Origin of the sequence: Microbacterium testaceum, assembly GCF_001476285.1 — a bacterium.
Taxonomy (GTDB): Bacteria; Actinomycetota; Actinomycetes; order Actinomycetales; family Microbacteriaceae; genus Microbacterium; species Microbacterium testaceum_B.
In genome coordinates, this window is the sequence record NZ_LDRU01000001.1 from 14,941 (window position 1) to 27,920 (window position 12,980).

13 protein-coding genes are annotated in these 12,980 nt (G+C 71.7%); 5 read left to right on the top strand and 8 right to left on the bottom strand.

The annotated features are described in order from the left end of the window. Positions 1–28 precede the first annotated feature (28 nt). Positions 29–907 carry a siderophore-interacting protein gene (locus tag NS283_RS00075; protein WP_081317167.1) on the top strand — a complete coding sequence of 293 codons (879 nt, stop codon included), beginning with the start codon at positions 29–31 and terminating at the stop codon, positions 905–907. Positions 908–1,096: 189 nt separating this feature from the next. Here the strand turns inward: NS283_RS00075 and NS283_RS00080 are convergent, their stop codons facing one another. The 4 genes from NS283_RS00080 to poxB all read right to left on the bottom strand — a co-directional run bounded on the left by NS283_RS00080 (position 1,097) and on the right by poxB (position 6,353). Further along, positions 1,097–2,923, bottom strand: a complete 1,827-nt coding sequence (locus NS283_RS00080; protein WP_193752601.1) for an amidase family protein — start codon at positions 2,921–2,923, stop codon at positions 1,097–1,099. Positions 2,924–2,958: 35 nt separating this feature from the next. Further along, entirely contained in the window at positions 2,959–4,092 is a 1,134-nt protein-coding gene (locus NS283_RS00085; RefSeq protein WP_058594845.1) for a cohesin domain-containing protein, read from the bottom strand. Between the two features lie 168 nt (positions 4,093–4,260). Beyond that, positions 4,261–4,539, bottom strand: coding sequence for a hypothetical protein (locus tag NS283_RS00090; RefSeq protein WP_058594846.1), 279 nt, complete (start codon positions 4,537–4,539; stop codon positions 4,261–4,263). A gap of 89 nt (positions 4,540–4,628) precedes the next feature. Next, on the bottom strand, positions 4,629–6,353 hold the full coding sequence (poxB, locus tag NS283_RS00095; protein WP_058594847.1) for a ubiquinone-dependent pyruvate dehydrogenase: 1,725 nt from the start codon (positions 6,351–6,353) through the stop codon (positions 4,629–4,631). A 103-nt stretch (positions 6,354–6,456) separates the two neighbouring features. Here poxB and NS283_RS00100 point away from each other — a divergent pair, with 103 nt between their 5' ends. Beyond that, positions 6,457–7,356 carry a hypothetical protein gene (locus NS283_RS00100; protein ID WP_058594848.1) on the top strand — a complete coding sequence of 300 codons (900 nt, stop codon included), beginning with the start codon at positions 6,457–6,459 and terminating at the stop codon, positions 7,354–7,356. On the opposite strand, the gene NS283_RS00105 is transcribed toward NS283_RS00100, so the two are convergent. Next, positions 7,353–8,129 carry a helix-turn-helix transcriptional regulator gene (locus NS283_RS00105; RefSeq protein ID WP_058594849.1) on the bottom strand — a complete coding sequence of 259 codons (777 nt, stop codon included), beginning with the start codon at positions 8,127–8,129 and terminating at the stop codon, positions 7,353–7,355. The two genes, NS283_RS00100 and NS283_RS00105, sit on opposite strands and share 4 nt — an antisense overlap. A 49-nt stretch (positions 8,130–8,178) precedes the next feature. Between NS283_RS00105 and NS283_RS00110 the strand changes: the two genes are divergently transcribed. Then, complete coding sequence (locus tag NS283_RS00110; RefSeq protein ID WP_058594850.1) at positions 8,179–8,613, top strand: DUF2000 family protein; 435 nt, start codon at positions 8,179–8,181, stop codon at positions 8,611–8,613. 7 nt (positions 8,614–8,620) lie between these two features. On the opposite strand, the gene NS283_RS00115 is transcribed toward NS283_RS00110, so the two are convergent. The 3 genes from NS283_RS00115 to NS283_RS00125 are packed head-to-tail and all read right to left on the bottom strand — an operon-like array spanning position 8,621 to position 10,799. Then, the gene (locus tag NS283_RS00115; RefSeq protein ID WP_058594851.1) at positions 8,621–8,845 is read right to left on the bottom strand and encodes a hypothetical protein; all 225 of its coding nucleotides are present in this window, start codon (positions 8,843–8,845) and stop codon (positions 8,621–8,623) included. A 32-nt stretch (positions 8,846–8,877) separates the two neighbouring features. After that, the gene (locus tag NS283_RS00120; protein WP_058594951.1) at positions 8,878–9,543 is read right to left on the bottom strand and encodes a response regulator transcription factor; all 666 of its coding nucleotides are present in this window, start codon (positions 9,541–9,543) and stop codon (positions 8,878–8,880) included. Then, positions 9,540–10,799 carry a sensor histidine kinase gene (locus NS283_RS00125; protein ID WP_058594852.1) on the bottom strand — a complete coding sequence of 420 codons (1,260 nt, stop codon included), beginning with the start codon at positions 10,797–10,799 and terminating at the stop codon, positions 9,540–9,542. The genes NS283_RS00120 and NS283_RS00125 overlap by 4 nt, the downstream gene beginning before the upstream one ends. A gap of 132 nt (positions 10,800–10,931) precedes the next feature. On the opposite strand from NS283_RS00125, the gene NS283_RS00130 reads away from it, so the two are divergent. Beyond that, on the top strand, positions 10,932–11,639 hold the full coding sequence (locus NS283_RS00130) for an ABC transporter ATP-binding protein (protein ID WP_058594853.1): 708 nt from the start codon (positions 10,932–10,934) through the stop codon (positions 11,637–11,639). Further along, on the top strand, positions 11,636–12,934 hold the full coding sequence (locus NS283_RS00135) for an ABC transporter permease (protein WP_058594854.1): 1,299 nt from the start codon (positions 11,636–11,638) through the stop codon (positions 12,932–12,934). Before NS283_RS00130 ends, NS283_RS00135 begins: the two co-directional genes overlap by 4 nt. Positions 12,935–12,980 lie beyond the last annotated feature (46 nt).

A 12,980-nucleotide genomic window follows, 5' to 3' on the forward strand; every position in this document is an offset into this window, starting at 1 on the left:
AGGGGCTTCCCGCCCGGGCGACGACCGGATGCCGGCGGCCGGTGCCGCGGCGGGACCCGACGAGTCGTCGACGGCGGGGGCCGAGACCCCGCCGAGCGCGAGCCGCCCGTGGGAATACAGCGCATTCCCCGTCACCGTGTCCCGACGCGAGATGCTCTCCCCGAACTTCCTGCGGCTCACCTTCTCGGGCGACGCGCTGCAGCACTTCGCGCCGTGGGGCCTCGACCAACGCATCAAGCTCGTGCTGCCCCTCCCGGGCGGAGGACTCGCCGACTTCGGCCTCCTCGACGACCCCACCCCGCACCCCTCGGACTGGTACACGCGGTGGAAGGCACTGCCGCCGGACGAACGCAACGTCCTGCGCACCTACACGCCCGCCGCGATCCGCGCCGAGGCCGGAGAGATCGACGTCGACCTCTACCTGCACACCCCCGACGGTCCGGCATCGCGCTGGGCGCGCGGCGCGCGCGTGGGCGACACGCTCGTGATCACGGGCCCCGATGTCCGCAACGGATGGACGGGGTACGGCATCCATTGGCATCCGCCCGAGCAGTACACGTCGTTCCTGCTGGTCGCGGACGAGACGGCAATCCCCGCCGTGCGGGGCATCGCGGCGTCATTGCCGCCCGCCGCTCGCGGGATCGCGATCGTCGAGATCGGTGATCACGCCGACGACGTCACCGTCGCGGGCCTGAGCCGCCAGGTCGACGTGCGGGTCGTCGGGCGCGGCGAGACCGAGGCCGCCGTGCGCGCGTGGGCCACGCCCGACGTCGACGTCGCGTGGCTCGCCGGAGAATCGGGGGTCGTCACGGCTTCGCGACGCGTGCTGGTCCGCGAGCTCGGCCTGCCGCGCGAGCGCGTCGCGTTCCTCGGGTACTGGCGCGAGGGCGGAGCGCTCGTGGACTGAAGCGCGGCGGGCTGCGCGAAACTCCTGAGTTTTCGCGTTCCCGAGCGGACAAGCAGTCCCTTGTCGCCCCCCGCGAGCCGGTTTCTCAGGAGTTTCGCACAACGCGACCGCACCACGGCGCGCGCGGACGAAGGCCCGCGTCACGGCAGAGCGTCGGCGCTCGGGTCAGGGCTCAGGTCAGGGCTCGGGTCAGGGCTCGGTCGGCAGATCGGGGAACAGCGAGGGCGCCTGCCTGTGGTGGGTCTGCTGCTCGTAGGCGTACGCGAAGCCGATCAGGCGGTCCTCGGCATAGGGCGCGCCCAGGAACTCGAGACCCCGGTGGATCCCCAGGATCGTCCCCTCCGGCAGGTCGACGTCGGTGGCCCCCATGGGAACCGAGATCGCCGGGTAGCCGCTGGCCGCGCTGATGAGATTGTTGAAGCCCGAGAGGAGGTCGGGGGCGCCCGTGCTCGGATAGATGAGGGCGTCGAGGTCGTTCTCCCGCATGAGCTGGTCGATCCGCTCCTGGACCGCCTTCTGCCCCGCGCGGAAGGGGCCGTAGGCCGCCTCGCGCTGCTCCGTGGTCGTCGAGGCGAACTCGCGCACGACCTCCGCCGGCCAGCTCGAGAGCGGGTGCCCCGCCGCTTCGGCATCGGCGACCTTCTGCGCCAGGTCGGCGAACGTGTAGCCGGGCCGGTAGTAGGTGTCGAGGTACACGTCGACTCCGTGGGTGAAGGTCTTGCTCCCGTGGATGTCCTCCATCCGCCCGCCACCGACCGGGTCGAACGAGGCGATGTCGACCACCGTGGCTCCCGCGGCCTCCAGGTCGGCGCGCGCCGCGGCGACGAGCTGGAAGTCCCCGGTCTGCGCGTCCGTGGGTCCACGGTCCACGAGGTAGCCGACGCGGACGCCCTGAAGAGCGTTCGGATCGAGGCTGCTCGCGTACGAGGCGGGCTTGCGGAACGCCTCCGGAGCGATCGCGTGCTCGCCGGGCGCGGCCTCCGCCAGCGCGTCGAGCGTCAGCGCGGCATCCGAGACCGTCCGTGTCATGGGACCGATGGTGTCGCGGTACTCGTCGAGGGGAAGGACACCCTCACGACTGACGAGGCCGACGGTCGGACGGATGCCGACCAGGGCGTTGTACGAAGAGGGGACGCGTACCGAGCCGCCGGTGTCGGTGCCGAGCCCCACCGCTCCGAGGTTGGCAGAGACCGATGCGCCGGTGCCGCCGCTCGACCCGCCCGGGGGGAGATCGAAGCCGTAGGCGTTCTTGGTGTTGCCGTACGAGCTGTTCGACACGACGGTCGACATCGCGAACTCCGACAGGTTGGCCTTCGCGATCACGATCGCCCCCATCGCCTTCAGCCGCGAGATGGCCTCGGCGTCCGTCGAGGTCACGTTGTCGGCGAGGCACGCGCAACCCGCAGTGGTGGCGAGACCCGCCAGGTTGATGTTGTCCTTCGCGATGACCGGGATGCCGTGCAGGATGCTGCGCGGCCCGGTCGCTGCCCGCTCCGCGTCGAGAGCCGCAGCCTCGGCCATGGCCGTCGGGTTCGTCGCGATGATGGACTCGAGCGCCGCGTCCGGGTCGCGGGGGTCGAGCCCGGCCGTGCGATCGTAGGCGGCGATGCGGCGCAGGTATTGCGCCGTCAGCTCCTGGGAGGTGAGCGTCCCGGCCGTCATCGCCTTCTGGATCGCGACGACGTCGGTCTCCTGCAGCTCGAAGGGGTCGTCGTCGTAGACGAACTGCTTCGAGAGCGCGGCGACGTCGGTCACCGTGATCGCGCCGTCCTGATCCGCGTCCGCCGCGGCGACGGCATCCCATCCGGGATCACCGGCCTTCCGTCCGACGGCGGTCATCAACACGGTCAGGTCGTCGCGGTCGACCTTCGCATCGCCGGTGAGTTCGCCGCGCTGGTAGGCGGGGGCCGGATAGCTGACCGAGTCGGTGTCGGCGCGCGCCGGCGCGACCGTGCCGAACACCAGCGCCGCCGCGGTGACGGCGGTCGTCGCCGTCGCGATCATCGTCCTTCTCACGGGTGTTCCTCTCCCCCGGTCGGAGCGGGTCGGGTTCATGCTTGACCCCCGTGATTGCGCGCGGCGCGACGGAGCCGTCGCCTCATCAGCACGATCGCGGCCGCCCCGAGCAGCACGACGACCGCGATGAGCGCCCACACCAGCGCGGCGGTCGAGTCCGCGGATACCGGCGCGGCGTCGGCGGCCGCCTCGTTCGTGACACCGGCGGCTCCGGCGGAGGGGCTGGCCGAACTCCGCGGGGCGGATTCCGCTTCGTCCGCCGCGCGGATCGTGATCGGGAGCGACGTCACCGCGAGCCCCCGCGAGAGGACGATGATCTCGTGCTCCCCGGCGGGGGCGGTCGCGGGGATCGTCGCCTCGAGGGCGAACGATCCGGTCTCGTCCGCCGTCACCTCGCCCAGGAGCGTCGAGTCGGAATCCAATCCGACCCGATACGCGGAACCCGGGGTCATCCCGCGGGCGGTCAGGGTGATGGTCTCGCCGACCCGCGGGGTGAGCGATGACGCCGTGATCCTCGGCGATGTCGCGGTCGGGGCCGCGGACGACTGCGGGGCCGAGCCGCGGAACGTCGTGTCTCCGCCGCGCGGTGCGCTCGAACCCTGCCCCGTCACCGAGATCGCGGGCGGCTCGGCCTGCCCGCCCGGCGTGGACGGCTCCGGCGCCGACGACGAGGGAGCGACCGTGTAGCTCAGGCCGATGGCGGGCGCGAGCGTCGTGCCGACCAGGGCGGAGTCGATGATCGTGACCTCGTCGATGCGGAGGAACGCCTCTCCCGGTGCTTTCGCCACGAAGCCCAACGACCCGAGGGAGAGGTCGCCCGCTCGGCCGCTCGAGGTTCCCAGACGCGTCACGGTGAAGTCGATCGCTCCCTCGACGCCCGACACGCTGAACATGCCCGGAAAGTCCGACGTCACCGCGGCGGGGTCGAGAACGACACGGTCGGCGTCGTAGGTGACGCGCACCGTCGCGGCGTAGAGGTCGGTCGCCCCGGCCACTCCGAGGTCGAGTGCGACCGGATCCCCCGCCGCGCCGTCGGTGTCGGACAGCTCCGCCCTCAGCGACGGAGAGGACTCGGCGGCCATCGCGGCGGATGTCGCGGAGCCGAGGAGCGTGGTCGCCACGATCGTCGACAGCAGGAGGACGAGCCAGCGGCTTCGGAGTCGCGGCATGCGATGGGCCTCACGGTCGGCGGGAAAACGCGTCGGGTTCGCCGACTCCGCCCACCATACTGTGAATCGCCTGACGGTTCGTTCTGTCTCCGCTGAGTCCGAGCGGGACGCTCGGTCCCGCCGTCTGTGTGTCCGCGCGGAACCACGGCGTCCGGTGCCGACCTCGCGTCAGCGCATCAGGTCCAGCACCGACAGTCCGGCGCCGACGACCCACCCCTGGGTGAGGGCGGCGAGTTCGGGGACATCCTGCAGCGCGACTCCCCCGCTGGTGATGACCACGACGGTGCGGTCGCGCACGACCTGCACACTCGTGATGTTGACCTGCGCGGCCGGATCGTACTGTCCGCCCGCCGTGAGCGCCCACGCGTCGTCGGCAGCGAGCGGAGGGTCGTCGATCGTCCAGCCGAGATCGTCGTAGTCCTGCTCGATGAGGCTCGGGTCGCGCATGATGCCGATGCTGATCCCGCCGTAGGGCCGACGCGCGCTGCACCGCCCCGTTCTCGTGCGCTCCCCTGTTCTCGCGACGTGCACGCCGCTCAGAACAGCTGCCGGAAGTTCGTCGCGGCGAGGTCGATCAGCTCGTCGCCGCGCCCCGAGAGCACCGTGCGGATCGCGTAGAGGGTGAAGCCCTTGGCCTGCTCGAGCGTGACGGAGGGCGGCATCGACAGCTCCTGCCGCGCGGTCTTCACCGAGACCAGCGCCGGCCCGTCGTGCGCGAGGGCCGCGGACAACGCGCCCTCGAGGTCGTTCGCGTCGTCCACGCGGAAGCCCTTCAGTCCGATCGCCTCGGCGACCGCGGCGAAGTCGGGGTTCTTCAGATCGGTACCGAAGGTGACGAAGCCCGCGGCCTTCATCTCGAGCTCGACGAAGTTCAGCGAGGAGTTGTCGAAGACGACGACCTTCACCGGCAGGTCGTTCTGCACGATCGTGATGAGCTCGCCGAGCAGCATCGCGAGGCCGCCGTCACCGGCGAGGGCGATGACCTGCCGATCGGGGAACGCCGACTGCGCTCCGATCGCGTGCGAGACCGCGTTGGCCATCGTGCCGTGCGAGAACGACCCGATCAGGCGACGTTCGCGCGTCATCGTGAGGTAGCGCGCGGCCCACACCACGGGCGAGCCGACGTCGGGGATGAAGACGGCGTCGTCCTCGGCGAGGCGGTCGAGCGTCCGCGCGACGAACTGCGGGTGCAGCGGCTTTCCGCGACCCGTCGGCACGGCGAGGTCGTCGAGCTTCGCGCGCGTCTTGCGGTAGTGCTCGCGCGCGTCGTCGGCGTGCCGCGAGGACTTCCCCTCGGTGAGCAGCGGCAGCAGCGCCTGGACCGTGTCGCGGACGGTGCCGACCAGACCGATGTCGACCGGATGCCGCCGGCCCAGCTGCGCACCCCGGATGTCGACCTGGATGTGCGTGGCGTGCTGCGGATAGAACTGCGGGTACGGGAAGTCCGTGCCGAGCATCAGCACCACGTCGGCGTCTTCCATCGCGCGGTAGCCCGACGAGAAGCCGAGGAGTCCGGTCATCCCGACGTCGTAGGGGTTCTCCCATTCGATGTGCTCCTTGCCGCGCAGGGCGTGCACGACGGGCGCCTGCAGACGCTCGGCGAGTTCGACGACCTCGTCGTGCGCCCCGGCGACGCCCGCACCCGCGAGGATCGTGACCTTCCGGGCGGCGTTGAGCACCTCGGCCGTGCGTCGAAGCTCCTCGTCGGAGGGAAGGATGCGAGGGGTCGCGCGCTCGATCGCGACGACCCGCTCGTTCTTGGCCTTCGCCAGCAGCACGTCTCCGGGGATGACGAGCACCGCGACCCCGCGCTTCTCGATCGCCTCGCGCATCGCGATCTCGAGCAGGCGCGGCATCTGCACGGGGTCGGCGACGTACTCGACGTAGACGGAGCACTCGCGGAACAACTCCTGCGGGTGCGTCTCCTGGAAGTAGTTCGTGCCGATCTCGGCCGTCGGGATGTGCGCGGCGATCGCCAGGACCGGAACCCGCGAGCGGTTGGCGTCGTAGAGACCGTTGATGAGGTGAAGGTTCCCCGGCCCGCAGCTGCCCGCGCACACCGTGAGCTCGCCGGTCAACTCGGCCTCGGCCGCGGCCGCGAAAGCCGCCCCCTCCTCGTGCCGCACGTGCTGCCACCGGATCACGCCGTCTCGGCGGATGGCGTCCGTGAAGCCGTTCAACGAATCGCCCGGAAGGCCGTAGACCCGTTCGATGTTGTGGCGGCGGAGGGAGGCGACGATGTTCTCAGCGACGGTGGTCACGGGGAGTCCTTTCGACGAGCGTGCGGTACCCCTCACGCTACGCCCGTCCGGGAACGGGGAGACGGGCCCACCGAGGGCCACGGATGGATGCTGAGATGGACCCATGAGCGTCACGTTGGCTCCCTACCCCCTGCCGCCCGGCTGGAACCTCCGCCCGGCGCGGCCGCGGTCGCGGCTCCTCACCAGCGTGCTCGTCGTGTGCTGCCTCGCGCTCTCGGCTGCGCTGTGGGTCGCCGTCGTCGGCGAGCAGACCGTCCTCGGGACGATCGTCGCGCTGGTGCTCCTCGGGTTCCTCGCGGTGGTCGCCGTCGGGGGCGAGCGTGCGGGCGGCGAGCGCGCGCTGCCCGAGTTCGTGAACGCGCTCGCGCTCACGCGCGCCGAGACAAGACCCGCCGACTCGTGGGTGTCGTTCTTCCGGCAGCGCGCCCCTTCGCTGTGGTCGTGCCTGTGGCTGCTCGGGGGTGGTCTGGTGACGACGGTGGCGTGCGGCATCCTGATCGTCCGCTGCATCGTGGAAGGCGGTCAGTCGCTGCTTGTTCTCGTCTTCCTCGTGCCGCTGACGCTGGCCGCGGCGATCGTCGCTCTCGCCGGCGCGAACTCACTCGCGGTGCGCGGGCGTGCGCGGTGGTTCGCGCGGCGTCCGCGCGGCCTGGTGGTGGGCCGCTCCGGCGTCACGCTGTACTCGTTCGATCGCGGCGACTACGACCGCTCCTGGCCGTGGGACGCGATCATCGACGTCGTACCGGGCGGACCCGTCGACGCACGGCGCGGGAACACGGTGCCCGAGCTGAAGCTCCGCGCCGCGGGCGCCGACGGGTCGATCGAGGAACACCGCGTCCCCGTCGACTCGCTCGCGTCGCACGCGTGGCTCGTGTACGTCGTGCTCCGGTTCTGGAGAGAGCACCCCGAGGTGCGCGACGAGCTCGACACGAGCGCGGGCCAGGACCGCATGGCGTCCTGGATGGCCGGGTTGACCGAGGCGGCGGACGCGCGCCGCGTCTAGGCCGCGCGGATCGTGCCCGGCGTCACACCCCAGACGCGGCGGAAGTGCCGCGCGAGGTGGGCCTGGTCGTGGAAGCCTGTGCGGGCCGCGACGTCGGCAGGACGGCATCCCTCCCCCAGCAGACGACGGGCGGCGTCGACCCGGCGGCCGACGAGGTAGCGGTGCGGCGCGATGCCGTACGTGGCAGAGAACACCCGGACGAGGTGGCTGGGGTGCGCGCCGAGCTCTGCGGCGGCCTCGGCGATCGTGAACGACTCGGTGTAGCGGTCGTCGAGCATCGCGCGAAGCCGTCGGGCGAGCGGCGTGTCTCGGCGTGCCGACGCCGATGAGCCGGCGTGCGCGAGCACGGTGTCGCGGACGGCGAGCAGCCAGTGCTCGGCGGCCATCTCGTCGCCCGGGTGGGCGAGCGCCGCGTGCACGCGCCGCGCGGCGGTCTGCGCCGGGGCGTTCGTGAGCGTGGGGCGATCCGCGATGCGGGCGGCGACGCCGGCGTCGAGCCAGTCGCCCCGGAGATACAGCACCTGCTTGCGGTAGCCCGAGCCGTCGACCGACGGACGACCGTCGTGCGCGATCCCGGGCGGCAGCAGGGTCAGCGCCGTCGGCGTCGCGTGATGCTCGGCGCGGTCGAGGGAGTAGGTCACGGCACCGCGATCGACGAGCATCACGGCCCAGTCGTCGTGCGTGTGCGGCGGGTAGCTGTGCGCGAAGCTCGCGTGATACACCTCGCGCAGCATCGGGACGTCGGGATGCCACGCCCGCACCCGATCACCCATGCAAGAAACGTACAAGACACCCCCGACACCGGGGTCCGAGGCTGGAGGCATGACCGATGCCTCTCCCGCTCCGCTGTTCGACACGAAGGTGGTCGTCGTGCTCGCCGACGACCTCGCCCCCTGGCAAGAGCTCAACGTCACGGCCTTCGTGATGAGCGGCATCGCCACGAGCGCCCCCGACCTCGTCGGCGAGCCGTACCGCGACGCCGACGGCACGACCTACTCGCCGATGCTCCGTCAGCCCGTCATGGTGATGACCGCGGATGCCGAGACCCTCGCCCGCGCGCGAGCGAAGGCCGCGGCGCGCGACGACGTCGCCCTGGCCGTGTACACGCGCGAGCTGTTCTCGACCTCGCACGACGCCGCGAATCGCACGGCCGTCGCGGCGGTGGCCGCCGCCGACCTCGATCTCGTGGGGATCGCGCTCCGGGGACCGCGCAACGCCGTCGACCGGATCACGAAGGGGGCGCGCTTCCACGCGTGAGGTGGGGTCAGCCCGCCGAGCCCGCATCGAGACGCGCCTCGAGCGCGGCGATCCTCTGCTCGAGGAAGGCGATGTACTCCGCGGTGTACGCGAGCTTCGCTTCGAGACGGTCGAGGCGCGGGGCGACGTGCCCGACGTTGTAGTGCAGCGGCGTCTTGAGCGGATGGTCGGCGTCGATGGCCGCCAGGACGGCGGAAAGACGGGTCGTCGGATCACCGGAGGGAATGGTCATAGGGCCAGTCTCGCGCTCCGCGGGCCGAGCCGTCACCGTCCCGGCGTGAGCAGCCCGCTCTCGTAGGCCGCGATGACGAGCTGGGCGCGGTCGTGCGCGCCCAGCTTCAGCATCGTGTTCTTCACGTGCGTCTTCGCGGTGTGCGGAGAGATATACAGGTGCGCGGCGATCTCGTCGTTGGAGCGCCCGCGCGCGACGTGCAGCAGCACCTCGCGCTCGCGGTCGGTGAGGCCATCCAGCGAGACGGGAGCCGGCACGTCCGATGACCCCGTGGCCCGCACGTACTTCTCGATCAGCGCGCGCGTCGCGGCGGGTGAGAGCAGCGCCCCGCCCTCGTGGACCGACAGCACGGCTCGCACGATGTCGTCGGGTTCGGCGCCCTTGCCGATGAAGCCGCTCGCCCCGGCGCGCAGCGCGGCGACGACGTAGTCGTCTTCCTCGAAGGTCGTGAGGATCAGCACCCGGGTCTCGGCGAGCGCCGGATCGGCGCAGACGAGCGCGGTCAGCTCGATGCCGTCGCGGCGCGGCATCCGGATGTCCGACACAACGACGTCGGGGCGGAGCCTGCGCGCGAGATCGACCCCGGCGTCGCCGTCCGCGGCCTCGCCGACGACCGAGATCCCCTCGGCCGCATCCAGCAGGTCCCGCACAGCCGTGCGGATGAGCGCCTGGTCGTCGACGACGATCACGGTCGTCATGACGCCCGCTCCGGCGAAGACTCGGGCCACCGCGCGGCCCGGGCCGGCCCCCCGGCGGGCGCTCCCTGGCGCGCGGGCAACGGCAGCCGCGCGGCGAGCCGGTAACCACCGGGAGCGAGCCCCGCCTCGAGGGCGCCGCGCACCGCGTCGACGCGCTCTCGGAGCCCCACGAGTCCGAAGCCAGACGGGGGAAGCTCCTGGTCACCGGCGTCGGGCACTCGCTCGATCGGATTCGTCACGACGATCTCCAGTTCGTCACCGTCGCGACGCAGCAGCACGTGCGCGCGGCGGGTGGTGCCGTGCTTGAGCGCGTTCGTGAGTCCCTCCTGCACGACGCGATAGGCCACGATGTCGACGCCGAGCGGGATGCCGGCGGCCTCGGCATTCGTCCCGATCTCGTCGCGCACCACGACGTCCCACCCGGCGACGCGCACCGACTCGACGATCTCGGGCACTCGCGCGAGCCCCGGCTGGACGCGGACGGGAGCGTCGTCGGGGGCGCGCAGGACGCTCATCATCGTGCCGATCTCGCCGAGCACGTCGCGTGAGGCGGTGCGGATGGTGGCGAGGGCCTCGCGCGCGCGGTCGGGGCGCGTCTCGAGCATCGAGGTGGCGACACCCGCGTTCAGGCTGATCACCGAGATCCGGTGCGCGACGGCGTCGTGCAGGTCGCGGGCGATGCGCAGGCGTTCCTCGGTGACGCGGCGCCGCGCCTCGGACTCGCGCGTCTCCTCGGCACGGCGCGCCCTCTCGACGACGGCTTCGACGTACGCGCGGCGCGAGCGCGCCGCATCGCCCACCGCCCCGGCAAGCGACAGCGACAGCGCCACCTGGAGCACGCGGGTGTCCATGCCCGACACGAGCGAGACGATCACGCCGGTCGAGAGCACCGCGACCACGGCGGCGGCCGTCGCGATGATCGACGAGCGACGCGGGGTGCGGTGCGCCACGCCGTAGGTCGCGACGACCATGGCCACCGCGCCGCCGGGAGAGAGAGTGCCGAGCGTCAGGGCGGCGGCCCACGCGGCGACGCACACGGCGAGCACCGTCCGCGGCCACCGACGGCGGAAGGGCAGGGCGAGCGCGGGCGACAGCACGAGGGCGTACGCGAGCGGGCTCGAGGGCCGCATCTCGGCGAAGGGAAGGGGCGCGAACGCCGGGCCGGCGACAAGCACGACGACGAACGCGTCGATCAACCACGGGCGACCGGCCCACGGCCAGCGCGGCACCGCATCGCTCGTCTCGTCGGCCCTCACCGCTCCAGTCTCGCGCGTCCGGACGCCCCGGGCCATCGCCCGACGGGGGCATCCGCGAATCCCCCACGCGGGGTAGACGGTCACCCCACCGGTGGGACGCGCAGCGCCCCACCCGCGAGCGAGGGTGAGGGCATGGCATCCGACCCTCCTCCCCCGCTCCTCTCGGTCACCGATCTGCACAAGTCCTACGGACGCGGCTCCGCGCGCTTCGACGCCCTCCGCGGCGTGAGCCTCGACATCCGTCGCGGCGAGAGCATCGCGATCGTCGGCAAGAGCGGATCCGGTAAATCGACGCTCATGCACCTGCTCGCCCTCATGGACGCTCCGACCCGGGGCACCGTGCGCCTGGACGGAGTGGATGCCACGACCCTGCGCGGCCGTCGACTCAACCGCACGCGCAACCAGACGTTCGGATTCGTGTTCCAGCAGTTCTTCCTCACCCCCAGCGCCTCCGTGTTCGACAACGTCGTGCTGCCGCTGAAGATCGCGGGCGTGGGCCGCGCCGAGCGTTCCCGACGTGGAAAGGCGGCGCTCGCCGAACTCGACATGGCCGACAAGGCACGCAACAAGGCCACCGCGCTCTCGGGCGGGCAGAAGCAACGCGCGGTCATCGCGCGGGCTCTCGTGAACGACCCCCAGGTGATCTTCGCCGACGAGCCCACCGGCAACCTCGACACGGCCACCGGCGCCGTCGTCGAGGACATCCTCTTCCGCCTGAACCGTGAGCACGGCATCACGCTCATCGTCGTCACGCACGACGAAGACCTCGCCGCGCGCTGCGATCGACGGGTGCAGATCCGCGACGGCCTGATCGTCGCCGACGAACGGAGCGCCGCATGAGAACCGTCGACCTCGTCTCCACCGCCGTCGCGAACACATTCCGCTCGAAGACGCGCACGATCCTCACGGTGCTCGCGATCTTCGTCGGCGCCTTCACCCTCACCATCACGAACGGTCTGGGCACGGGCATCAACGCGTTCATCGACAGCACCGTCGCCTCGATGGGCGCCTCCGACGTGCTGACCGTGACGAAGACCACCACGGCGACCTCGACCGGGCCGCAGAAATACGATCCGGATGCCGTCGCCTCGGCGTCGCAACCCGGGGGGCGCCCCGGCGGCACGACGGAAGTGACCGCGCTCACCGACCAGGACATCACGACGATCGGCGGAATCGCGGGCGTCGAGAAGGTCGTCCCCGTGACGTCGGTGTCGATCGACTACGTCGAGGCAGCGGGCGGCGACCCGTACGTGGCACAGGTCGGTAGCCTCGTCGCCGGCCAGACCCCGCGGATCGCCGACGGGTCCGCACCCGACGACGGCTCCGACACGCTGCAGGTCGCCCTCCCTTCGGCACTGGTGACGCCCCTCGGCTTCGCGGACGCCGCGGACGCGGTCGGGGCGACCGTGACGATCGCGGTGACCGACCCGGTGCGCACACAGCATCTCGTCGAGGCGACCGTGACCGGGGTCACCGAAGACGCGTTCGGCGGCACCACCTCGCTCACGACGAACACTGCCCTCGAGAAGGAGCTGTTCACGCTGCAGAACACCGGGGTCCCCGCCGACCAGCTCGACCGGTACGCCTCGGCGAGCGTGACGGTGTCGGCGGGAGCGACGCCCACGGAGATCGATCAGGTGAAGGCGGCGCTGAGCGACGCCGGCTACACGGGCACGACCGTCGCCGATCAGCTCGGCACGTTCGAGTCGGTGATCAACGGCATCGTCCTGGTGCTCAACGCGTTCGCGATCATCGCGCTGCTGGCGGCGAGCTTCGGCATCGTGAACACCCTGCTCATGTCGGTGCAGGAACGCACGCGGGAGATCGGCCTCATGAAGGCGATGGGAATGGGGAGCGGGCGGATCTTCTCGCTCTTCAGCCTCGAGGCGATCTTCATCGGCCTGCTCGGCAGCGCTCTCGGCGCGGTCATCGCGATCGGTGTCGGCACGGCGGTGAGCGCGCAGCTCGCGGCGAGCCTGTTCAGCGACCTGCCGGGGCTGCAGCTGATCGCGTTCGACCCGGTGTCGATCCTCGTGACGACCCTCGCGGTGATGGGCATCGCATTCCTCGCGGGCACTCTCCCGGCGGCGCGGGCTGCGCGGGCCGATCCCGTGGAGTCGCTGCGCTACGAGTGACGGCGAAACGGGCGGCGGACCTCCGGGTCCGCCGCCCGTCGGTCGC

Excerpts from the sequence above, each read along its gene's own strand:
- NS283_RS00130 (WP_058594853.1), top strand. The coding sequence starts at position 10,932 with ATGGCATCCGACCCTCCTCCCCCGCTCCTCTCGGTCACCGATCTGCAC.
- NS283_RS00105 (WP_058594849.1), bottom strand. The coding sequence starts at position 8,129 with ATGGGTGATCGGGTGCGGGCGTGGCATCCCGACGTCCCGATGCTGCGC.
- NS283_RS00090 (WP_058594846.1), bottom strand. The coding sequence starts at position 4,539 with ATGCGCGACCCGAGCCTCATCGAGCAGGACTACGACGATCTCGGCTGG.
- NS283_RS00115 (WP_058594851.1), bottom strand. The coding sequence starts at position 8,845 with ATGACCATTCCCTCCGGTGATCCGACGACCCGTCTTTCCGCCGTCCTG.
- NS283_RS00075 (WP_081317167.1), top strand. The coding sequence starts at position 29 with ATGCCGGCGGCCGGTGCCGCGGCGGGACCCGACGAGTCGTCGACGGCG.
- NS283_RS00135 (WP_058594854.1), top strand. The coding sequence starts at position 11,636 with ATGAGAACCGTCGACCTCGTCTCCACCGCCGTCGCGAACACATTCCGC.
- NS283_RS00110 (WP_058594850.1), top strand. The coding sequence starts at position 8,179 with ATGACCGATGCCTCTCCCGCTCCGCTGTTCGACACGAAGGTGGTCGTC.
- NS283_RS00120 (WP_058594951.1), bottom strand. The coding sequence starts at position 9,543 with ATGACGACCGTGATCGTCGTCGACGACCAGGCGCTCATCCGCACGGCT.
- NS283_RS00085 (WP_058594845.1), bottom strand. The coding sequence starts at position 4,092 with ATGCCGCGACTCCGAAGCCGCTGGCTCGTCCTCCTGCTGTCGACGATC.
- NS283_RS00100 (WP_058594848.1), top strand. The coding sequence starts at position 6,457 with ATGAGCGTCACGTTGGCTCCCTACCCCCTGCCGCCCGGCTGGAACCTC.